This window comes from Sphingobacterium sp. B29 (assembly GCF_001952815.1).
In the GTDB taxonomy this organism is placed as follows: Bacteria; Bacteroidota; Bacteroidia; order Sphingobacteriales; family Sphingobacteriaceae; genus Sphingobacterium; species Sphingobacterium siyangense.
In genome coordinates this window covers 4,109,872-4,132,037 of sequence record NZ_CP019158.1, presented here as the reverse complement: position 1 = coordinate 4,132,037, position 22,166 = coordinate 4,109,872, and the positions used below count along the sequence as shown (strand labels likewise).

The window sequence follows — 22,166 nt, the reverse complement described above, 5'->3', positions numbered from 1 at the left end:
CTATTTCGGAAACTTGTAAAAATGGAACATTACTCGTTAAGGATCCAGATGCCAAAAAGTATCTTCTTTTCCTAAAATAGTTCCTTTGCTAAAAAAGTTTCTTGGTGAATTATCAACGAGGTTTTTATAGATTTTATTGAGATGAGATTGATCGCTGAAATTAAACTTGTAAGCAATTTCAGTGAAGCTACTTTCAGGGTTCTCAAAAAGTTTCTTGTTAACGGACTGTCTAAAAAGAACTATTTCGTAAAATTTTTTGATGGAAACTCCCAAATTAATTTGAAAGACTCTGTTTAAATGTTGTCTGCTGATTCCAATGTAAGTTGAAAGTTCTGTGACAGATATTTTCTCGTCATTACTGAAAATATATTGAACTGCTTGTTCTAAAATTGGGCTCTCAAATTTTTTAAAACGATGTAATAAAGCGTTGTCTAAAAAATCTGAAATACGTTTTATTTGAGTTGTAGAAAAGATTTCTTTTAGTTCTTTTGGACCGAAAAACTCGTAATCTGTTATATAATCTGCAAAATTTAAATTTTCATAAAATTGCTGAATACCTAAAGGATGAAATACAATGACGATTCTGTAAACTGTTCCAGATTGTTTTACATTAAGTACTTTTTCCCGAATAGGGGTGAAAATCTGAAATGGTTTTGCGTTATCATCAAATTTTATTTCTCCATTTTCCAATCTCACATGATATCTATAAATTGAAATTGTATTATTAAAATGGGGGAAACATAGGAATTCATTGATCACATTATTTGGTTTAATGTCCAAATAGTAATAATCAACATACTTTTTGACTATAGGATTTTTTGGTTTGAATGTTTGAAATAATTCCTTCATTTTTAACTTTCTACCTCGCAAATCTGCAATAATTTCAAAAATAAGAAAAAAGTTAACATATATCTGATCGGCTAAATAATAATGGAGATTGGGAAAAAACCTATACAGCTTTGTTGGAGATTAGCGGTTAGTAAAGGGCTACTTTAGTCTAATATAATTCACTATCGAACTGTCCTAAATCAGCTACGGTTTCCCGTAACCAACCTTACTTTCAACCCAATACCTTAGCCTTAAATGTTTGTAATCATCTTGAAAGTTGATATCTGTAAGCCTATTAATTCAGCATAAATAATGTATATTAGGCTTGGGTATTAACCTTGCCCGATTGAAAAGTATAATGCCATGATAGTAACCACGACCAATTCCATCGAAGGGAGGGAGATTTCACGCTATAATGATCCAATAGCGGCCAATGTTGTCATCGGTACTACTGTCTTTAGCGATATAGGAGCGAGTTATGTCGATTTCTTTGGCGCTCGCTTATTCGTGTAATTTACTATAAGTCGATAATTTCTTAAGCGTGTTATGTGATAGATATTTAAATAATAGTAGTTATAGGGATTTTAATTAATTCAGACAATCTTTTGTTTACTACACATTTGTGTGGATTTTAAAAAACCGTATTATAAATGTAATTTTTATAAATATATTCGATAATATATTAAATAAAAATTATGAAAAAAGTATTTTAAAGGTAATGCTACTAGGTGGTGTTATCTTTGGGGCGAGCCAAGTTCAAGCATCAACCATCGCTGAAGAAGTTCCGGTCAAACATGAAAATGTGTTGGTTGAAGAAACTCCTACCAAACAAGAAAATGCGCTGGTTGAAGCTCAAGATTCGAGGGTAATTTGCGTTATACAAGTACTAATTCGAGGGAGTCAGATGGTTGGGGCATATCCACAAGATGTATTGGATGACATTTTGCAGATTGAAATGGAAAAGTGTGCAGATGGTACACACTCTTCATTGCCGCAGACATAATGTCATTATTAATTTGGTAAATTTATATTTCATAAATATGGCTGGATTTATCCAGCCATATTAATAATTTTAAGAATGAGATTACACAGAACTCTACTTCCTTTTTTTTTATTATTTTTTATTTTAAAAAGCCAAGGTCAGGGAACTTCCGGCTATGCATATTATTCAGTAATAAAAAGCGCCGATAGTTCACTTAACACGCCAGAGGAGCTTTGGATATTGAGCGCCCATTCTTTTGTCCCGAAAATCGCTTCCATGATGACTTTTAAACTTGAATTTACAGCAAGCAGGTCCTTATTTACCAGAGTCAAAAGTAAAGAAATTGACAAGTTGGCCAAGGCAGATGTAAGGAGTACTGAGACTTTAATAGGATATAGGGATTCTACATGGCAGGATACAGCGTATTGCTATAATTTTGATCGGGATATGAAAAACCCGCTTGATAAAAAGGGTTTAATGCTAAAAACAAATAATAATTTTGATTGGAAAATTAGCGCTGAAACTAAGCAGATAGGTGAATTCATCTGTTATAAAGCAACGGGAAATAGGGAAACAAGCTATATCGAGGAAGGAGTTACTAAGATAAAGAAAAGGCTCGTTATAGCTTGGTTTTGCCCTGATATTCCGGTATCCTTTGGTCCTATATACACACGGAATCTTCCAGGACTGATCTTTGAATTTCAAGAAGGTGGAACTCTTTATGGATTGAAGGAATTGAATTTTGCAAGTAAACCTGAGATTGCACCATTACCAAATAAAGAAATTATTACTAAAGAAGAGTGGCGTACTAGATTATATGAAAAAGCCAAAGATTTGAATATTCCCTATTAATAGCTTGTGAAGTTTAGATATATACTATTATTTATTCTCCTATGTCTACTGACCAATAGTTTACTGGCGCAACAAAACTTGCTATTTAAAGGCCTTGTTGTGGATGACAGCGACAAACCGTTGGAGAACGCAAGTATCGTGATCAAACGTATTCCTTCTTCCGGAATTGCTCCCGTATTTCAGAAAACTGATCAGCAGGGACATTTTCAGCTCGAATTTTCGAACACAGGAAAAATTGAGCTTACGATCTCCAGGTTAGGCTATCAGAAAGTTGTTGATACCTTCGATATTCGATCGGCAGAACAAAAATTCAAATTATTAAAATCCGTCAAGAGACTTGAAGAAGTAAAGATCGACTACCAATACCGTGCAGTTGAAATTGCCAAAGATACGATCCGTTTTTCCGCTGACTATTTCCGGGACAGTACCGACCGAAAATTACAGGATCTTATTGAAAAAATGCCCGGCTTTTCCATCGAAGATGGAAAAGTGCGTTTTCAGGGTAAGCAAGTCAATGTAACCTTGGTGGAAAATGAACGCTTTTTTGGTGGCGGCAGTAAGCTCGCTATCGAGAATATTCCCGCAAAAGCAGTGGACAAGGTTGAGATGATCAGTAGGTTTTCCCAGAACGACCTGCTGAAAAGTGTGCAGGTAAATGATCAGCTTGCCATGAACATCAAACTGAAAGAGAATAAGAAGAATTTCATCTTTGGGGATCTTGAATCGTCATTGGGGAGCGAAAAATCCTACAAGGAACACGCCGCCCTATTTTATTACTCACCGGAAAAAACCATGTCTTTTATTGGGGATATCAATAATATCGGTACTTCACCGGTCTCCAAAGAAGATATTGATCGGGTTCAGGGTGCCGAATTGCAATATTTTTCTAATTCAGTTAATAAGAATAACCTGGCTGGATATGATCGCGACAATCGAAATGTGATAAAGAACATCAATAAGTTCGCCGCATTCAACGGTTTTCAAAAGGGACTAAAGAAGAAATTTAGTGTAAACCTCTATGGCGTGTATGCCGAAAACAGGTTGGGTACCATGTTAGAAGGCACTAATCATTATTCTTTTCCCGATCTTCGGTATACAGAACAAACCAATATGCGTTCTTCGCAGGTCAATAGACAGGCGTCTTTCAATATTTCGAGCAATTTTAAGCCAAGTCCCTATTTTAGCTTGGATTACAACCTGGGTACATTCTGGACAATGCCCAGGCAGGAGGTACATATGAACAATGTCATTGACAGATTTGGAGTAGACAACAATAGTATACAAATCCAGGATGGACATTCCATTGTTTTAAAACAATATCTCGAAGGGAGCTGGAAGCATTCTTTGCGAAGTTACAGTTCTTTTGCTTTTCAGCACCAGTATACCTCAGAGAAAGATAATTTCTCCCTTTCTTCGGACAGCCTTTTCCTACGTGGCTTCATACGTTTTGATTCTATGGCGAACTATAGTATAGTGAGACCTGTAGAGCGGAAGATGCATCTTTTCAATGGGTCTTATAAATACTATTGGGTCATCAATCAGAACCAGCAGCTTCATCTGGAAGCGAACTCTCAAAATGAATTATTACGGCAGAAAGGGCAGTCAATGGGAGCCCAGGATACAACGGGAGCGCACTTATTTGACCACGGACAATATTATCGAAACAGCAGCAATTATGTGGGCGGGAGCTACCGGTTGGATTTCGATAAGTTAAAAATACTATTTTCCTTAAAGCAGTACTATTTATACTTAATCAACCAGACTCCAACAAACGATGATCGTCATGGGCAATGGTTTCTACAACCGGAGGTGGATCTTAAATATGGGAAAAGTGCATTGGATGGATTTCGCCTTAATTACCGAAGGGGTTATACTTTTGCGACAGCAATGGACCTTAATCCGTCTTATTGGATCACAGGTTACAATAGTTTGTCCCGGGGAAATATCCTGCTGGAGGGACAGACATTCCATAAACTTACTTTTACCTATAACAATTTTAGACTTACAGACTTTCGGGTAATCCATTTTAACAGTACATTGACTTTGAAAGATAAGATCAAAGGGAACAGCCTTTTGACTTCTTCCTACGAGCAGTTGAAGACGGTGAAGTTGTTTGATCGACCTGATATCAATTTCACCAACATTGGGGGCTATAGCATAAGATACGGTAGGTTTGAACCGGGTGTATATCTATCCCATATCCATATGAGGTTAGCACAGCGTATCGACAACAGCGAGATTTATCTACGGCAGAACACAGTTTCGACAGACCTTTCCTTAAGATGGTTCATACCAAAGTTGGCAGATGTAAAAGTGGCCTGGACTAAAACCGATAGTTGGCAGAAGAGTTTGGGCGATAGTCAAAAGGTCGCGCTCAATAAATGGAGCATTACCGGGAAATATCAGCTGAAGAATATTGTATTTAAGACAGACTGGAGTCTCTTGAAGACAGGGCTGGAAGATAGCAGTGCTGATCCAACTACTATAAATGGAAATTTTGAATTGCGTTACCAGAAAGTGAAATCTCCATTCAGTTTTTATATTCAAGGGCTAAACGTGTTAAAAAATACGAGCTACCGCACTGCGGTACTGACAGAATACATCAGTTCCGAAAAAATTATCTATACGATGCCCCGTATTTTTCTATTGGGTTTATCGTATAGTTTATGATATTTCATCCTATTTGCTCCTTCTATTCTATCCACATCATGGATGATTTGGTCCAATATCGCCTCAACTTTGTATACTAAATTAGGGTTGAATGCCTAGAGCCTAAGGATTCCCGCATCCATTCCGGCTTTCAAACCAATACCTTCGCCTTACAGTTTGTATTAACCTTGAAAGTTAATAGCTGTAGACCTATTAATTCAGAATAAAGAATGTATATTAGTCTCGGGTATTAACCTTGCCCGATTGAAAAGTATAATGCCATAATAGTAACTAATAACAGTAGCATGTATGTTGATTTTAATAGTTATAAAGATGATCACTATATCAATCAAAAAAATTGAAGGGACATATCAGATTGCTAAGCGAACAGCTTTATTGGTCGATTTAAAAACTTACACCACGAATGAGAAATAAGATATTGACACTATTACTTTTATTAACAACCTTAATATCCTACGGACAAAAGAAAATGGAACAGACATTCTTCACCTGGGACAATTTTGTTGGCGGATTTGCCAAAGAAATGGTTTCTGTCGAAGACGTTTTTAATAGTATGGTCAAGAGTGGTCTTAAAGACAACTGCTTAACAAAAATGGACTTTACTTTTATCTCAGATAAAAGTGAGAACTTACAAAAGCTTGGAGAATTTATCAAGGCACACTATCCATACACTGTTCAAGAAGTTAAGAAATACGGAAAATTATGGGAACTAAACGGAGAGACAAATGAAATTCCAATGACAGCCGACAACTTACTTTTTTGGGATTTGGATATGTATAAAAGAGGTTTTGAATTTGACGCAAAACTTGATGCTTACGGTGGACCTTTTGATCCAAAGGAGCAGAAATTTCCAGTAATTGACTCAACAAAGGCGGACTATTATTTTGACAAAGGTTTAGCATGTTATAACAATGGAGATTTAAGCGGAGCAATATTTAATTGGAGCTTAACAATCCAAATTGACCCCAAAGACCCAAATGCTTACTATTCAAGAGCTATCGTAAAAAACGAGCTATACACTTGGAAATTGGCACTTAAAGACTACGACAAAGCAATAGAAATTGCACCAAAATTTGCGAGTGCTTTAATAAATCGTGGTGGACTTAAAGACGAAAATGGAGATTATAAAGGTGCAATCGCTGACTATGAGACAGTTTTGCAACTTGACAAACTGGAGCAGGGAGCAAAACAACAGGCATATTTTAATTTAGGCAACACTTATTTCAATATAAAAGACAAAGAGAGAGCTTGCGAAAATTGGAATAAAGCATTGGACAACGGAGCAGAATATGCGAAAGAACGAATTAATGAATACTGCAAATAGAAAAACTGCTCATAAAAATGAAATTTAAGTTTTTATTTTTATCTATACTTACTATCCTCTTAAATAGCTGTGGTTTTGACCTATCTAGTGAATGGGATATTACTGAATTATATGTACAAAAAATAGAGGGGTCGTCTAAATTACTTTATAAATATGATGCTTGGGGGGGAAGAGATTCTCACATATCTGGTTTTATAATTATCGATTCTACACAATCTTTTAAAATTAATTTAGATAACACTCTTCCTATGTATAATCTTTCAGAAATTCCAAGCAAAAATAAAATCTCTGGTATAAAACACGAATGTAAAAATGATTGTGGTGACGAGTATTATAAAACAAAACCAAATTATTTACCACTTAGAATAGATAAATTAAAATCTGAAGGAATAGCTATTGAAAATATTGTATTTCAATATCGTGGTTTAAGCGAAAAAGATAGAGGATTAAGAGGCGATTTTGTTTTCGAAAAGTTTATTGAAACAAAAGATAGTATTTACTTCTTCAATCTTAATGATATTAAAAGCGTGTATAAGACGCATTTAGATGAATTGAAACTAAAAAAGGGAGAAGTTTATTTAAGTGAAAATGAAGCTGGAAAAATAACTAGAATTGTAATAAACCAAACAACTTTAAACCCTCTAAATAAGGAGATTATTCAGACAGTTGCCTATTTTCTTAGTCCAGAAAGTAAAATAGAAAGTAGTGATTTCTCTGATAGAGGAATATTTAAAGAAGTCAGAGCATCAAAGTAAAATTGCATATAATACCGGTTTGTCAAATTGATGTACGACGGGAGTGTGTGCCGAGGTTTCAATAAATAAAAATTCAAAGCGGATTTGGAGAGATTTTTTAAGATAAAAAGATAAAACAGGAATTCTAATTTATGAGAAAATTAAAAGTAAGCTCAGTATTTATTACAGCAATTTCAATAATATTGATTGTATTTGCCTGTAACAAGAAATCAAACTATTCAATTAAACATACAAAAAACCTTGAGATACTAAAGAAAGAACCCAAATTTCAGGCAAGTGCTTTTTATCCAGGTTTAGAAAAAAGGCATGACAAAAAAGTTTTATCAGACTTGCTTAACGACAGTATTGATGACTTTATTGAAGGCACAAAGGATAATTTTGACGAGGCTGAATATAAAGAACTTTTAAAAGAAAGCCTCCAAAGGTTCGAAACTTTTAATTTAGATACGGAGGATAGGGAGTATGTTTCTGGTTATTTTGAAAAGATTATGGATGCGGTAGAGTTGAAAAGTTCTGGAGGCGTACTAAATAATGGGGTTTATAACCGAAACTTCTAACACTAGACTATTGCACTAAAACTTACCTCTCCCCGAAAAATTGGAGCATTTAAAAGTGTTACCCCCTAACAATCTTTATCATGGAGCTTTTAGAATTAATTTATTTTTTTAGGGATGGTGGTTCGTTCAAAGAATTCTGCCATCTGCAGTCATTACATGAGGAATCCGAAGTGATTGAGATTTTTATGGAGATCCCATTGGATATTCATAATGAATTGAGATATTTTGAAATCGAGAAAACTGGCGGTAGTATAGCATATTCAGATAATGGAATAAATTACCATAATTTATTTGATTTTTATTATTTCTTAGATGTCATTGAAGAGGCAAATAATAGTCAAAACAGATCCCTTTCTAATGAAGAACTGGCAGAATTACTCTATAATTATGCGATTCATGATGTATAGGGAAATAACTATATCTCACTTCCAAGTAAATAGTGGATATAATGAAATTAAGTCAAATTAGTCTGAGAGCGAAATTTTTACCAGGTAAAAATTTTAAAGAATTTAATGAAGAATGTTGGAGTATTGCGGAAATGTATTGGTCATTTCTTCGTAAATATAATACTGATGATGTCAGAAAATGTGTGATTTCTGTTGGAGAGGATCCTTCAGAGGTGGATAAAATAACATCGCATAAAGGTTTTCGCGAAGTTTATAAGCAAATAAATTTTGACCAGTATTTTGAAATGAATCCAATTGAAAAGAAGTCTTTACAGCTTGATTTGATTCATTCCGGAATGACAACTATTGGTGGATTGGAAAAGTGGGGTACTGAACCATTACTGAAAGCATATAAATACTGTCTTGACAACGATTTAAATTACAAATTCTTTATAAATAGTAAATACAAACGCTCACCAAATTGTCAATGGAAATTAGGACTTTGGTGTGAATGGGAGATTAACTGTTTTAAATTATTTTGGGTTTTATTTGACAAAACTGGTCGTGAAATCAATCGAGATTTGATAACAGAAGGTGAGCCTAGCGGTGGTGAAATAGTTTATAATTTAGATTATAAATGGGATGACAACAATTATATAACTATCCGCAATAAATCGAGACAAAATATAGAAATGTGGAAAATTAAAATTTTATAATAAAGCAATTCTTCCTCCATGTGAATTTGGATGCTTTTCCCAATGTGGAAGAAATATTGGTCCATTATACTAATGTGCAAAATTTGGAAGGTATCGAGAGGCTCAAAAATCTAAGAACATTTCGTATCGACTACGGTAGAAACTTACAATCTGTAAAGGACGTAAATGAATGTGAGCACATCGAAATGGTTATTTTCAATAATTGTAGAAAAATAGATGATTTTGAGCAGATAGAAAAGAGTCCAGGTCGCACTGTCCTGCATACAAGATTTCCAGGGTAATTTTAAAAAATAAGCAATATGTTAGATACAATTTGGGTTTTTCATGGAGAAGGAGGGCGGTTTTCAAGTGGAGTTTTTACTTCAATTGAAAAGGCGGAAATATGGATAGATAGACATAAGTTATCAGGAGTTTTAACAGCATATCCAATTGATGAAGGGGTTTACGACTGGGCATTATTTAATGATTTTTTCAGTGTGAAAAAACAAGCTCAAATGGAACCCAGTTTTATCCAAAAATTTACTTCCGCAAGTCATGGTTTAAATTAGACGACAAAGTGAGCATTTAGCCAACATTGCCGTGTCGAATTAGAAAATAAATAATATGACAAGAATTCTGAAAAATATCTTTTACAATTTTGAAGAAGGAAATTATGGGCTTAAGGTTGTGTTTGATTTGGACGGTTTATACCTGCTGTTCGATTCGACGAATTTTATATATACTGATGCTCCTAAATTTGATGGATGGAAAAATTGGAATAAACTAATTTATAAAGAACTTGAAAAAGATTCATTGCACATTACAGAAATTAAAGAAGATGAATTGACAAGTTACTTCGTCAAGCTTTCAAATAGCGATGTATTTTATATTTATCAGCATCTGGATTTGGAAGGGACCTGGCACCAAAATTTTACAATGGTCTTGCCGAAAGAGGACAATTATAATGAAGTTGTAGAATACATGGAAGAGGAATGGGTAGAAACAGTTGTTCCTGAATTCCGCCACATGTAGCATCATTAACCTTACTCGTGAAAGGAATCAGTCCAAGGAGGATAAGTTGTTTCAGTATATGCCAGTCAATGAAACTCTCCAGCAATGTAGTTTATCATTCGATTCCTAGCGTTGTAAAGCGAGCATCTAACCATCATAGTCTCCCTTTGCGGTTAACAAGGGAGGCTATGTTAGTTACTTTATTGTCTTATTAACTATGTTGAATAAATTAGCTATAGTTTCCCGTAGCCATTCCGACTTTCAAACCCATACCTTAGCCATACAGTTTGTAATCATCTTAAAAGCTAATAACTGTAAGCCTATTAAATCAGTATACCACCACCAATTCCAACTTTCCAAAAGCTTTAAGAAAACATTTGCTGATCTGTAAAGTTTTTCAGGACGAGAAAATATGACAACAGAAAAATAGAACTTTACAAAAAATAGTAACTTAGCATATGAAAACAGTCAATGAACTATTATTGAAATACAATTTTCCAAAAAGCACTCAAAAAGCCAAAACAAAAATTGAACAAATACAAAGAATTTTGAACTTCAATCTTCCTAACGATTACTTGTTTTTTTTACAGAATTACTCGGGTTTTGAACTGTTTATAGGATCAGAGTTCGTGAGACTTTGGGACATTGACGAATTAATTGGAGTCAATACCGACTATCAAATTTTTGAGAACCTTCCAAAGACTTTGGCAATTGGCGGAAATGGAAGTAGTGAATTTATTGCAATTGAACAGACAGTTGATGATTCAATTAGGGTAGTACTTACGCCTTTTATTGATTTGGACAAACAATATCATATTGAAATTGGAATCTCTTTTACTGACTTTTTACAACGATTAGACAACGGACAAGAATGGTTCAAATGAAACTTATTACGTGAAGAGCATCAGAGACCCTAATCGTATTGGCAATAGTGGGGCTGATATCAATATTACACCTTCACTAAGCAGTTCAATTACCAGCTTGAAGACAATGGCTTATTGACCGATGATCAGGTGCAAAAATATATAGCCCTGATACAACGTGGAGAATTAAAGTGGATAAAGGATGATATTCGATGAAAAAGGATAGAAAGTTCGAATGTGACGTGTGTGGTCAAAAGTTACCCCAAATTACGAAGCATGGTGTGCTGCAGATTAATCCAAATTACAGAAATTTATAAAAAGGTTACTAAACTTATCAACAAGATAGCTTAATTATATGGACAATAACTAAACACAGCAAGTTTTATTTTGACATTTGATGGGGCAGTCCGCTTTGGTTTTTAGTAACCTCTATCCTTGATAAAATTATTGAACCCGAAAGAATAAATACACTTCCCAAAATCAATAAATTAGTATCAAAAAGACCTTTTTGTTTATCAATTATAGTAATTTCATGATTCAATTTGATTGATTTATCTTTTTTAAAACTAATTGCTATAATTATTATACCGGCAAATATGAAAAGACATGATAGCACAGATTTGATTTAGAAAGCATAGTTTTTTATTTTAAGTTGTAAACTTTATAAAAATAGTAATTCCAGAAAGCGTAACGAAATAAAATTTATCTTAATTTGATTGAGCTCATTTAATAAACTAGTTTAACGAGCCGCTAGAAAATACGCTGTTACTTTGTAGAAAAGAATTAAATAGTATGAACAACGTAGAAAAAATGATACAACAGTATCTACATGCCTGGAACCAAAATACAGCTGAAGCTTATGGCGAGGAATTTGCCAAAGTATGGCACAAAGATGGGATTTACATCGATCCTTACTTTCACTTAAATAGTCTGGATGAATTGCTTAAATTTGCCATCGACACATTGCCTATGGCTCCGAGCCGCCGTTTTGATCTTATAGGAAAATTTGATTTTCATCACAACTATGTACGTTATCAATGGCAGTCAACGGTAGATGGTAAAACAAATGTGGGCGATGATTATTTTGAATTTAATGAAGACTTTAAAATTACCAAGTTGATCAGTTTTTATAAGCTTCCTGCCGATCATCCAGCCAACAAAAAGGACTAAGAATTAAGGACTATGCTATACAATACGCTTTTTTCTAACCTCGCAAAACACGTGATCCTGACGGCAGAGGAGCAACACATCGTAGCATCTTACGTCAAACCCATTCAAGTACATAAGGGTGTTCATTTGCTTCGGGAAGGGGCGTATTGTAAGCATATTTATTTTGTAGTAAAAGGCTGCCTACGATTGTATGCTTATGATGGTAACAACGAAGCGACCGTTCTTTTTGCTCCAGAAAACTGGTGGATGAACGAAATTGATAGTTTTAGCAGCAACAAGCCATCCAAGTTTGCCATAGAAGCCTTGGAGGATACTGAAATATTGGCTTTTGAAGCCAAAGATTACGAGTTATTGTTAAACAAAATCCCGAAGTTAGCACGTTTTTTTCGCTTACTTTTTCAAAATGCCTTTGGTTTGTTTCAACGCAGAATGCACCTGATACTATCGCAAGATGCATCCAAAAGGTATGCCTGGTTTGGTAAACAATATCCTAAACTAGAACTTAGAATTCCACAGAAATATATTGCTTCGTATTTAGGTATCACTACTGTTTTCCTAAGCAATATAAGACGCAAGAATGGTGGGTGATTTAGTGATATGTTTTAAGATTTTTTCTATTATCATTGATATGTCTGTGGATACAGTCGCCAATCGAAAGATATAGATCCGAAAGAAATAATATTAGCGGATTTTTTTCCGCCATTCAACTATTTTTGAAGGACATGTTTTGTCTGTTGTTATTCAGTATTCTTTAGTTAGATGTAATTGAAGAAAACCGTTTCTAAGCCTCTGTCCTTTGTACTTGAATTTTGAACTTAACTCCTCATTGTTTGCTAAAATTGCTCCAGCTCCAGTGATTATAGGGCTGACGTTAAAATAAATATCGGTAACCAAATCCTTGTCCAAAAAAGCGTTGAAAGTACCTGCTCCGCCTCCAACGGCTATTTCCCGCACTCCTTTTGCAGACATATATGCAATTGCCTCTTCAGGACTTGCTACAGTCTTGTAGCCATCAGCCGTATAAGGTTTATCGGCCAATATGATGATTTCTATTCCATTAAAATGATCTTTTATCTGATCTGGAAAATTTAGAAAATTTTCAAATGTTTTCAATCCTATCACTACATTTCCAACCTGCCTTACAAAATGTACGTAAAATTCCATTGCTTCCGGTGGCAGCTTATGATGCGGATTATCGGATATCAAAATTCTTCCATTAGCTGAAATATTTGCGATTACTGTTACTTTCATAATGATTTTCCTTAAATTTCTGTTCAACAAAACTATTGGATATTCAATATATATTCACTATTCATTACCTTTAGGAAAGTAACTATCATATGAGCAATAAAAATATTGATAAAGAAACTATATTGGCATTAAAAGATGGCATTGAATTGCTCAGTGGTAAATGGAAATTTTGTATCCTGAACAATTTGCAGCAACACGGCACAATGCGGTTTAAAGATCTGCAAGAGATGGCTCAGGGAATATCCCCAAAAATTCTATCCAAGGAACTTCAGGAATTAGAAGACAATTTACTGATTAGTAGAACGGTTAATGACACCAAACCTGTAACCGTTTCTTATGCGCTTACCGCCTATGCTAAAGAAACGCAGGAAGTTGCCAATGCTTTAATTAAATTTGGTCTAAAGCATAGAGATAAAATTAAAGCAAAATGACTCGATTTAGTAAGATTCCCCTTAGAGACAAATTAGTGAAAATTATGCTTTAGGTTAGAACTGCAATCGATTTATCCCCGAATTACAGCCACGGACAGTGTGTCCATAAAAGTTATCAGGTCGCATTGTAAGAGTGGGTGCTCCCTTAGATCTGAAAGGAACTAATCCGGTTTTTAATAAGAATTGGTGGAAATGGTAAACATAACAGAATTAGAAAGATGAAAATTAAATATTCTTTTGCAGTATTTTTATATGCCTATTTGAACCAGATTGACCTGTCTTTGGATAGAAGTAGGTGGGAACCTCTTGATAATCTGGGGGGGTATCGAAGCCAAATTTCTCCTAAAAAAGTTGCAAATTATCTCATTGATAAAAGGTAGGTACATAATTCATAATTATGAATAATGGGGTGCGAAAAATATACACGGTTATATATCAAATCAAAACTCTCTTTATTCATGAAGAGAAACAAAATAAAGTCAATCAAAGCGATAAATGCGGGAATAAGTGTCCAGCAAAAAAGAGATAAAGGACACCTAATCTGGTCTGCCCTAGGTAAAATCTATGTGCACCAAATCCTCCAAGGAAAAATGCCATTAAAGCTGCGGTTGTTTTATCTTTCCTGTGTTATTGATTAATGCGATTTGTATTGTCTTTTCATACCTACGGATTGCCTGTTATGCATTCTTACGGTTTCCCGTAATCAATCCTCCATTCAACCGATATCTTGGCCTAAAATTGCATTTTAGGCTATTTTAATCGTTACTTTTGGGTGATCATAAGTCATGTTAGACTTTAAAATTAACTTTCTAATTTGGCAAATTGTGTATATTTAAGAGTATGTTACATAGTTGTAAATCAAGTACTAAATGGAACAAAGAGAATTTTCGAAATTAATACTTAAATTCCGGAAGGAAATTATCCACAGTTTGCTCAGGCAATAAAGTTTCAAGACGACGGATCTTTTGATCGTGATTTGAAAAGTGAATCCGGAATATTTTCAATTTGGATTGCAACATATAATATCGAAATAACTATTGGAATTGAAGATCCAAATGGAAAAAAAGTATTATTTGCTCATTATTATTCATAAATTTTAAGGATTCTATAGATACGGCGATGTCGATGTTTTCTTAAATATCCAATTCTTCAAGAATTTACTACTCCCAATCTGTCAAATGCCATTTTGCCAATTCCCAATTATCGTCAGGATCGATTCGATATTCAAACTGTCTAGGGGAGGAGTTGGATGTAATAATTTCTTGCAGAAAGCTATTTGAGATTTCAGGATCGTAGACTCTCCAAATTAATTCTCGAGTTTTATTCCAGGTTATTCTTGCAAGAAATAAGGCGTTAGGCCTTTTCTTATTTTTTCCTTTTATTTCATTATCTAAATAATCGCCATAGTTGTCAATTACTTCAATTTCACTTTTTGAAGGCATTCCATTGTCGATTAAATCGTCTAGATCTATCATAATTGATAAATGCCATGAGAAAACTATTTTTGGTTCAAATTCCTTTAATGCCGTATTGACGACGGCTACTCCAGGTAAATCATCTTGTCGAAAATTAAGCAATGAATAGGATTCATCGGGTATTATTACTTTAAATTCTGCCATATATTTTATAACCTTAATCTTCTCTCAGTGATCATTACCTTTATAGATCCACATAGGCTCTGTTTGACCTGCTCGTTCAAAGCCGTTCTTTTTATAAAAGTCGACAGCATTTCCATCAGCCGTAAGCATCTGCATGTGAAAACCCTTATAAATCTCTTGCATTTTATCCATAATCAAACGTCCAACACCTTTGCCTTGATAAGAGGGTAGCACCAGTAGATGTGGATAATAAACCACGAGGTATCCATCGGAAATAGCATTTCCTAGACCTACCAATGTCGTACCATCCCATGCAGTCACTAAGGAATGCGAATTTAAGAGTGCTTTGATCAGTAGTTCTGGTTTATCGGCTGCACTCCATTTGTTAGCTTGATAAAGTTGCAGTATGTCGTTTGCGTTTAAATCTCTATTGACACTTAGCTGTATGTTCATCTATTATTCTGTAGTTTTAGTTGGTATTTTTAAGCAGATATTCTTCGTTCGTAAATATGCGAACAGGTGAAAATCGACGATTACGAACCGTAAAAAACAAATTAGATTTTATTCCTTGTCAAATTTTCCAATATATTTCATACCGAGCATATCGGCAATTTTTTCACCATGTATTTCAATTGAGCCTTTTACAACAAGTTCAAGTACGGAATGGGCGGTGATCATTCTCAGCTCTTCAGCTTTGAGAATCATCTTTTCGGCAATGTTGTAATCTTCTATTTGGAGAATCAGTATCTCGTCAAGTTTTTCGCTTTTTGAAGTATGGTAATAATTCAGTTTTATAATATCCTTTTTATTTAGTGCCGCTTGTTGGAGAATATTCTTTTTATCAATTTTATTGTCTCCTATCCATAAATAATGAACCTCATAATCAGATAAAGACTGGTGAGAAAACTGAGCCAATTTCCCAATGTACTTTATCGTTTCAGAACGTGAAGCATCTTTTTCATCTAGGTCATTGTCTTCAAAAGCTACAACAGCGTTAAAACCAATGAAACTATGTCCTCTTAATAATGTTTCTAACTCATTTTTATCTACACCAATATCATTTGCAATGGTTTTGATATTTAGAGAGTTCTTATAATATTTCATTATCATGAGATCTTCATCATAGTTATCCAAATGAACTTCCTTGCAAAAATCACAGCGTAACTCCGTATTTGGTTCTTTATCGTCCTCTTCGTTTCCGGTTGGCGGTTCGTTGTCATAAACAGCCCATGCTTCCAGATAGTCATTTTGATCCAGATATTTTTTTAATTCTTTCTCCGTTTTAAACTTTCCGAACCATACATGTATTTTTTTCATCCTGTGATGTAATTTAAGAATCAGAATTAGCAATGGTAAAGATAAAGCAATGCTCCGGCTTTATGGCATTGCGATTAGTATGACGCAGCGTGGTAGCCTTATGATAACGCGCTAGCTGAACGTGTTAATGGTATTCTTAAAAATGAATTCTATCCCAAGCGAGTATACCAAAATCATAAGGACGCAGCCAAAAGCATCGATAAAATTATTAAAGTTTATAATTTGCAGCGACCACACAGCAGTTTGGATTTCCAAACTCCCCACAAATGCACTGTATCGTCCGTTTATGGTTTTACACGTTCCTAACGTGGGAAAATAAAAACCTATTTCCAGTGATTTAAAGAGTTACTGGAAATAGGATAAACTAACTTTGTTTCAATATATAATAGGGTTCCTTTTCTAAACTGTAGGATCCATCTTTAAGAATATTATATTTAAAGAAATTCATTGTTTTAATAAGTTCGTCAAAGATGACAACAAATGATTCCTTTTGCTTAACACCTGAGGTTTGAAGGACTATAAACGCATGGGGACTGTTTACCCGAGGTTTTATCTTTCCCGCAGCTCTAGTCACATTCCATTTTGAAAAGCTATTAATCCCCTTTAAATTTCCGTCCATATCAAATGAGACCTCATCATTAGAATCGCCTAATCTATAAGTACCGTTTATCAAATGTGCAAAGTAAATTTCCGATACGTCTTTATTCGTCATGAAATCTGTAGGTCTTATAAATTTGATAGAATCTACAGTGTTTCCACTTTTATCATTAACAGTTAAAAGCATTTCATTTGCCCTTTTTGTTAATAAGAAATCCTTTCCATCTGATGAATAATCATACATATGATTACTTGTCATTGTTTCGCCGATATTCAGATATAATTTATCCGAGCCTTTCACAGGTGTTAAAGAAACGGGAATCAGGTCGTCACCTATTGCCGGTTGATAGTATAATCTATCTTTCTGTATTAAAAATGCCTGTATAGGAAAGCCTTGGCTTGGATCGGGTGTTTTCTTTTCCGAGAGGCTGTCTGATAATCTATCAGAAAACCAATACTCTTTGGCTGTATTTACATTTATTTTTTTCTGTGCAAAACCAACAGAAAAATCAATAAAGAGAAAGAGTAAAACTAATATTTTAGTAAACTTCATAATAAAAAATTTTATTGACATGCTGAATTATCTATAGGAATGAAGATCACTTTGTCAACATTTCCTGATAACCAAAGAGATCCTACTTCGTTTTTTCCTTCATCGCCTTTAAATACATCAATGTGATTTACTCCACCACGTTGCATATAAACTATACCATTTAACTTTGAAGATGCCGAATCAAGGAATGCATTTGTCGAATTATATGTTTTTATTTGGCTCTCCATACCTTTTGATTTATAGTCATCAACTAGATAATTTTTTAAGTTAGCCGCCCGAATAGGATAACCTTCTGATGATAAAGGGTCGTCAAATTCTGTACCATAACTACCGAAGTCAACATCATATACTTCTTTTAATGCCGCTCCCACGCGAATAGCACATTGGTTTGCGTAATCATCTTGGCTTGGATGTTGGGTTTGACCATTTACATTATGTGGATAAGCATCCCAAATAGCATCAAAACATAATTCAGGTAGTTCATCTGCATCGGGATCATTATCAGGATTGTTATCGATTCCGCCATCGCCTAAGTCATCATAATCCTCAAAATCTTCGTCATTTCCATCATCCCAAGGATCTTCCCAATCGTCATCTCCTCCATCATCCCAATTGTCATCGTCACCGCTACCCTCAGGAGGATAAACGTCAATTTCTGGACCTTCTGTTTCCCATGCGATATCACTATCGCCTCCTTTTAATTTAAAAAGCTCGTTTTCTGGTAATTGATCAATTTCGCTTGCGATATCGAAAAAGTTTAAGATTGGTTTTCTTTTCATAATTTTTAATTATTTGTAATTTGTAAATCTTCCTAATTTATCGGTTATAATAGGCACGGTGGTCTGTTTTTATACTATGCTTCTTATACTTATGCTACCAAGAAAATAACCTTATTTCTTCGCGCCAGGCTTTATATTTCAGATCTAAGATGTCATACGGCAGTATTTATCTCTTCAAAGCTTTCTCCTTTTCCATTTCTTTAAGCATCCAGTTTCGGAGTTTTTCCTCTCTTTCAGGACTGATGCGTTTTAGAACGATTACTCCTTGAAGATTCTGAGTTCGGTTTTCTGTAAACCTATCGAATTCGACTGTAATATCATATGCTAGATGATTCCATTTTGGTGAAGTGAGACTGTCAAATGGAACTCTGAATATGGAGTCTTCCTGCTGAACATAAACCAGTTTAGCCCAATTGACTGATGTCTTACTTGGAACACCAGACATCATTGCAACATCACGGAGATCCAAATGTATTTTTTCAACCAAAGTCTGAAGTATCGATAACTCCTTTTCTTTTTTTTGACCAAAAGCAGATGTTAAAAGGCAAATTCCTACAATTGTTAAAATGTTATTCTTCATTTGTTATCTATTAATTGGGGTTAGAGGATACGCCGTGGATCGGACAGTTTTTTCCATCACCTAAGTTTGCGTATGGTTTGATCGTTTGAGGTTGACCATCGGCACCAGTTACTGTGATCGTCTGGTTTTTTACCCAAGTTTCATTTATTTCAACAGGCGGATTACCAAAAGTTGCATAATTATTTGCAAATGCGAAAGCTTCAACTTCATCCTCGATGCCGTATTTTAGTTTTATTTCATTATCAAACATGTTAAAACCGATCCTGCCATCTAAAAATTGCTCAACATGCTTTAATTCATGAGCTAATACTTCATTAAAAGCGGCATAGTTTAAATCACCCTTCTTATGAAGGAGGATTTCGGTGCCGGCAAGATATATATCCTTTTTATAAACCAATTCGGACTGATCCATTGTAATTTTAACATCTTTATTTCCGCTGAGTGATGTATACGCTGCGCTGCCATCGGCATCACCAAAGTTGATCACCAGATTAAAATTAGAACTCTCGATCCTGTTAAAAATCTGATTCAGTCCATTTAACGTGTCTTTGAATGCCTGGTTTGTATTTGGGTTATTTAAATCAGCAGTTATTGCACTTCTAAAAGTACCCAAATGATTAGAATAGTCAACAATCCCTCCAGAGCCAAGTCCCACAATTCCTTTTGTACAGGTACATTTCGGTTGTTCCTCCTCATCATTATCGGTTCCGCCATCGCCGTGATCATCACCATCCCAGTCTTCATCCCATTCATCATCCCATGGCTCTTCAGGACCGTCATCACCACCATCGTCCCAATTGTCATCGTCACCACCACCATCCGGGGGATATACATCAATTTCAGGGCCTTCGGTTTCCCATGCGATATCACTGTCACCACCTTTTAATTTAAATAGCTCATTCTCGGGTAACAGGTCGACATCGCTTGCAATGTCGAAAAAATTTAAAATAGGCTTTCTTTTCATATTTTCATTCATTTATAATTTGTAAATCTTCCTTTCTTGTCTGTGGTGATGGGAACGCTGATCTGTTTGACGCTGTGCTTTTTAAATTTATGCGACCACGAAAATATCTTGATTTCATTTCTCCAGCCTTTATACATTGTGTCCAGTATATCTGTTGCCACGGCGGGATGATAGAATTTAGCATTTTCAAATTCGATAGGCTGCAATGGAAAGTAGCTCTGTTTCTCAAAAACATACCCGTCATTGGTATGGACTTTATTCCCGATTTCTTCAGTCCACCAGATGTCGACAAAGGGAAAAGTGTATTCATAGCCTTCTGTTTTATAACCGCCCTCTTTCCAGATCTTATAATATGTTTTTCCTGTTTTTGACCATGTCCATTCGGTCACATTATATATACCATCCTGCCGGATAGCGGGGATCAATTTGATGAGATCTTCTTTTTTTACCATGAGATCGATGTCATCGTCCCAAGGCATAATTTTTCCGCTATGCCTGATCGATCCGAGTAAGGTACCAGCGTGCAGAAATATCTTTACATCCAGTGATGCGGCGGTTTCCGAAAGGTAGGTTAAGATTCCCCGAACTTGACTTATTTCGTCCTTCTCCCAGGCACTGTACGACCTAATGTATTCGATCATACTGTTTTTTCTTGCCAGGTAAGAAGGGGCCTTTCGGTCGGAGAACATAGTCCAGTCGGTATCAACGGCAATCATCTTGATTTTACGGTCAATTCCCAGTTCTAGAAATTGTTCTGCTAAGGGCCACCTTATTTCCGAACATTTCTCTATGAGTTCCTTTATGGACTTTCTCGAGATAATATAGGACGAAGTACCCCAATAAAATCCAAATCTGCTGAATGCGATTGGCATTTTAAGACGTGTGTCTGAGTTAATGAGGTCAAAGGGAAATAAGACGTGGAAATTTAGATCTTGTTCCAGCAATACCGATTTTATTTCCGTTAGATCCTTCAAAATTGCGGTGCCATGCTCCTGGATCAGGCAATAGTCTTTTGTGGAGTTTTCCAAAAAGTCTTTCCAGATCGCATGATGGACCTGAAATAAATTGACTTCGTAATCAGGAATCTTTGCTCCATACCTGCTCTGATAATCTTCTCCCAGAGCTAGTTGATCCGATCCCTCTTTTGCCGACTTTTTGTAGTCGTTCTTATAATATTTTAGTGTAGGAGTTACCGTATATTTTTCCATTTGTTTCAATTGAACTGCTAGCGAGCAATCTGTCAAGTCCTTCTGCGATGTAAAGGTCTTGTGGATGTGTTATCTTTATATTTTCGTAATTGCCCTGGCAGAGCTGTATTTTGTAGCCCGCCTTTTCGACGATAGTTCCATCATCCAGCATGTCGGGCGTATAGTTTTGGCAGTATGCGGTTTTTATAATCTTGGAACGGAATACCTGCGGGTTTTGGACAATCTTGACGTACTGCCTATCAAGTGCGTTATTCTGGTTCTCTTTTGCTATCCGAATAGTGTTGACCGCATTAAAGACAGGCACAGCGGTACCGTACTGAGAAGCGGTGGTGTAAGCATGATCGATGGTTTCTAAGGTAACAAAAGGGCGTACGCCATCATGTATTCCTATCAGGTCGTTGTCACTGGAGTCAATAGATGCTAATCCATTTTTTACCGAATGAAATCTTTGTTCGCCACCGTCAATAAATGTTATTTCACGGATAGTCGGATAGTCAAGTTTAAGCTTGTTCCAGTGCGCAATGTGGTCAGGGTTGACCACGATTCTTATCTTTTGCGGTTCAAAACGTTGTAAGAATTTACAGATGGTCTTAATAATCACCGGAACACCGTTTATGGCTTGAAACTGCTTGCTCATAACGCCTCCATATCTTTCCCCAAGACCTCCTGCAAGTATCACTATATAATTTTGGTGCATTGATTATTTATCTTTTAAAGGCTAAAAAATTTCTTTAAGTTTCTTTTTGTATAGATTAAATTTAGTAATTTTCATTTTTATTTACAAAAAGTAGTGTA

Annotated in this window: 27 protein-coding genes and 1 pseudogene; 17 read left to right on the top strand and 11 right to left on the bottom strand. The window is 35.3% G+C overall.

Annotated features, from left to right (window positions below):
• Nucleotides 1–36: 36 nt before the first annotated feature.
• Nucleotides 37–849 carry a helix-turn-helix domain-containing protein gene (locus tag BV902_RS17770; protein ID WP_075993088.1) on the bottom strand — a complete coding sequence of 271 codons (813 nt, stop codon included), beginning with the start codon at nucleotides 847–849 and terminating at the stop codon, nucleotides 37–39.
• 342 nt (nucleotides 850–1,191) lie between these two features.
• Between BV902_RS17770 and BV902_RS17765 the strand changes: the two genes are divergently transcribed.
• From BV902_RS17765 to BV902_RS17695, 14 genes are all read left to right on the top strand, one after another.
• Nucleotides 1,192–1,341, top strand: coding sequence for a heavy metal-binding domain-containing protein (locus tag BV902_RS17765; RefSeq protein ID WP_083663664.1), 150 nt, complete (start codon nucleotides 1,192–1,194; stop codon nucleotides 1,339–1,341).
• Between the two features lie 109 nt (nucleotides 1,342–1,450).
• A complete protein-coding gene (locus BV902_RS17760) occupies nucleotides 1,451–1,831 on the top strand; it encodes a hypothetical protein (RefSeq protein WP_075993087.1) in 381 nt (126 codons plus the stop codon).
• A 75-nt stretch (nucleotides 1,832–1,906) separates the two neighbouring features.
• Nucleotides 1,907–2,662 carry a GLPGLI family protein gene (locus tag BV902_RS17755; RefSeq protein WP_075993086.1) on the top strand — a complete coding sequence of 252 codons (756 nt, stop codon included), beginning with the start codon at nucleotides 1,907–1,909 and terminating at the stop codon, nucleotides 2,660–2,662.
• A 6-nt stretch (nucleotides 2,663–2,668) separates the two neighbouring features.
• Nucleotides 2,669–5,332 carry a carboxypeptidase-like regulatory domain-containing protein gene (locus BV902_RS17750; protein WP_075993085.1) on the top strand — a complete coding sequence of 888 codons (2,664 nt, stop codon included), beginning with the start codon at nucleotides 2,669–2,671 and terminating at the stop codon, nucleotides 5,330–5,332.
• Nucleotides 5,333–5,735: 403 nt separating this feature from the next.
• On the top strand, nucleotides 5,736–6,656 hold the full coding sequence (locus BV902_RS17745; protein ID WP_075993084.1) for a tetratricopeptide repeat protein: 921 nt from the start codon (nucleotides 5,736–5,738) through the stop codon (nucleotides 6,654–6,656).
• Between the two features lie 17 nt (nucleotides 6,657–6,673).
• Nucleotides 6,674–7,411 (top strand): hypothetical protein, encoded by a 738-nt coding sequence (locus tag BV902_RS17740; RefSeq protein WP_075993083.1) that lies wholly within the window; start codon nucleotides 6,674–6,676, stop codon nucleotides 7,409–7,411.
• 131 nt (nucleotides 7,412–7,542) lie between these two features.
• Nucleotides 7,543–7,968: a DUF4844 domain-containing protein gene (locus BV902_RS17735; protein ID WP_075993082.1), complete on the top strand. Its 426-nt coding sequence runs from the start codon at nucleotides 7,543–7,545 to the stop codon at nucleotides 7,966–7,968.
• An 80-nt stretch (nucleotides 7,969–8,048) separates the two neighbouring features.
• Nucleotides 8,049–8,375 (top strand): hypothetical protein, encoded by a 327-nt coding sequence (locus BV902_RS17730; protein ID WP_075993081.1) that lies wholly within the window; start codon nucleotides 8,049–8,051, stop codon nucleotides 8,373–8,375.
• Between the two features lie 41 nt (nucleotides 8,376–8,416).
• The gene (locus BV902_RS17725) at nucleotides 8,417–9,070 is read left to right on the top strand and encodes a hypothetical protein (protein ID WP_075993080.1); all 654 of its coding nucleotides are present in this window, start codon (nucleotides 8,417–8,419) and stop codon (nucleotides 9,068–9,070) included.
• Nucleotides 9,071–9,369: 299 nt separating this feature from the next.
• A complete protein-coding gene (locus tag BV902_RS17715; RefSeq protein ID WP_075993078.1) occupies nucleotides 9,370–9,618 on the top strand; it encodes a DUF7710 domain-containing protein in 249 nt (82 codons plus the stop codon).
• 55 nt (nucleotides 9,619–9,673) lie between these two features.
• On the top strand, nucleotides 9,674–10,081 hold the full coding sequence (locus BV902_RS17710) for a hypothetical protein (RefSeq protein WP_075993077.1): 408 nt from the start codon (nucleotides 9,674–9,676) through the stop codon (nucleotides 10,079–10,081).
• 437 nt (nucleotides 10,082–10,518) lie between these two features.
• The gene (locus tag BV902_RS17705) at nucleotides 10,519–10,944 is read left to right on the top strand and encodes an SMI1/KNR4 family protein (RefSeq protein ID WP_075993076.1); all 426 of its coding nucleotides are present in this window, start codon (nucleotides 10,519–10,521) and stop codon (nucleotides 10,942–10,944) included.
• A 771-nt stretch (nucleotides 10,945–11,715) separates the two neighbouring features.
• Nucleotides 11,716–12,093 carry a nuclear transport factor 2 family protein gene (locus tag BV902_RS17700; protein ID WP_075993075.1) on the top strand — a complete coding sequence of 126 codons (378 nt, stop codon included), beginning with the start codon at nucleotides 11,716–11,718 and terminating at the stop codon, nucleotides 12,091–12,093.
• A 12-nt stretch (nucleotides 12,094–12,105) separates the two neighbouring features.
• Nucleotides 12,106–12,681, top strand: coding sequence for a Crp/Fnr family transcriptional regulator (locus tag BV902_RS17695; protein ID WP_075993074.1), 576 nt, complete (start codon nucleotides 12,106–12,108; stop codon nucleotides 12,679–12,681).
• 153 nt (nucleotides 12,682–12,834) lie between these two features.
• Here the strand turns inward: BV902_RS17695 and BV902_RS17690 are convergent, their stop codons facing one another.
• Entirely contained in the window at nucleotides 12,835–13,344 is a 510-nt protein-coding gene (locus BV902_RS17690; RefSeq protein WP_075993073.1) for a dihydrofolate reductase family protein, read from the bottom strand.
• 89 nt (nucleotides 13,345–13,433) lie between these two features.
• Between BV902_RS17690 and BV902_RS17685 the strand changes: the two genes are divergently transcribed.
• Both BV902_RS17685 and BV902_RS28155 read left to right on the top strand, forming a co-directional pair.
• Entirely contained in the window at nucleotides 13,434–13,775 is a 342-nt protein-coding gene (locus tag BV902_RS17685; protein WP_075993072.1) for a winged helix-turn-helix transcriptional regulator, read from the top strand.
• Nucleotides 13,776–14,233: 458 nt separating this feature from the next.
• Nucleotides 14,234–14,413, top strand: a complete 180-nt coding sequence (locus BV902_RS28155) for a hypothetical protein (protein WP_237241702.1) — start codon at nucleotides 14,234–14,236, stop codon at nucleotides 14,411–14,413.
• Between the two features lie 522 nt (nucleotides 14,414–14,935).
• Here the strand turns inward: BV902_RS28155 and BV902_RS17675 are convergent.
• The 3 genes from BV902_RS17675 to BV902_RS17665 all read right to left on the bottom strand — a co-directional run bounded on the left by BV902_RS17675 (nucleotide 14,936) and on the right by BV902_RS17665 (nucleotide 16,690).
• A complete protein-coding gene (locus BV902_RS17675) occupies nucleotides 14,936–15,394 on the bottom strand; it encodes a DUF695 domain-containing protein (RefSeq protein WP_075993071.1) in 459 nt (152 codons plus the stop codon).
• A gap of 24 nt (nucleotides 15,395–15,418) precedes the next feature.
• Entirely contained in the window at nucleotides 15,419–15,826 is a 408-nt protein-coding gene (locus BV902_RS17670) for a GNAT family N-acetyltransferase (protein ID WP_075993070.1), read from the bottom strand.
• A 108-nt stretch (nucleotides 15,827–15,934) separates the two neighbouring features.
• A complete protein-coding gene (locus tag BV902_RS17665; protein WP_075993069.1) occupies nucleotides 15,935–16,690 on the bottom strand; it encodes an immunity 22 family protein in 756 nt (251 codons plus the stop codon).
• Between the two features lie 108 nt (nucleotides 16,691–16,798).
• Here BV902_RS17665 and BV902_RS28740 point away from each other — a divergent pair.
• Nucleotides 16,799–16,996 (top strand): annotated as a pseudogene (locus tag BV902_RS28740) (integrase core domain-containing protein); the annotation flags it as partial.
• A 58-nt stretch (nucleotides 16,997–17,054) separates the two neighbouring features.
• Here BV902_RS28740 and BV902_RS17655 read toward each other — a convergent pair.
• From BV902_RS17655 to BV902_RS17630, 6 genes are all read right to left on the bottom strand, one after another.
• Entirely contained in the window at nucleotides 17,055–17,840 is a 786-nt protein-coding gene (locus BV902_RS17655) for a hypothetical protein (protein ID WP_157626131.1), read from the bottom strand.
• A gap of 11 nt (nucleotides 17,841–17,851) precedes the next feature.
• Entirely contained in the window at nucleotides 17,852–18,619 is a 768-nt protein-coding gene (locus tag BV902_RS17650; protein WP_075993067.1) for a T6SS effector amidase Tae4 family protein, read from the bottom strand.
• A 166-nt stretch (nucleotides 18,620–18,785) separates the two neighbouring features.
• Entirely contained in the window at nucleotides 18,786–19,199 is a 414-nt protein-coding gene (locus BV902_RS17645; RefSeq protein WP_075993066.1) for a hypothetical protein, read from the bottom strand.
• 10 nt (nucleotides 19,200–19,209) lie between these two features.
• Complete coding sequence (locus BV902_RS17640) at nucleotides 19,210–20,163, bottom strand: hypothetical protein (RefSeq protein ID WP_157626130.1); 954 nt, start codon at nucleotides 20,161–20,163, stop codon at nucleotides 19,210–19,212.
• A gap of 8 nt (nucleotides 20,164–20,171) precedes the next feature.
• The gene (locus tag BV902_RS17635; protein ID WP_075993064.1) at nucleotides 20,172–21,371 is read right to left on the bottom strand and encodes a LicD family protein; all 1,200 of its coding nucleotides are present in this window, start codon (nucleotides 21,369–21,371) and stop codon (nucleotides 20,172–20,174) included.
• Nucleotides 21,331–22,068, bottom strand: coding sequence for an IspD/TarI family cytidylyltransferase (locus tag BV902_RS17630; protein ID WP_075993063.1), 738 nt, complete (start codon nucleotides 22,066–22,068; stop codon nucleotides 21,331–21,333). The genes BV902_RS17635 and BV902_RS17630 overlap by 41 nt, the downstream gene beginning before the upstream one ends.
• Nucleotides 22,069–22,166 lie beyond the last annotated feature (98 nt).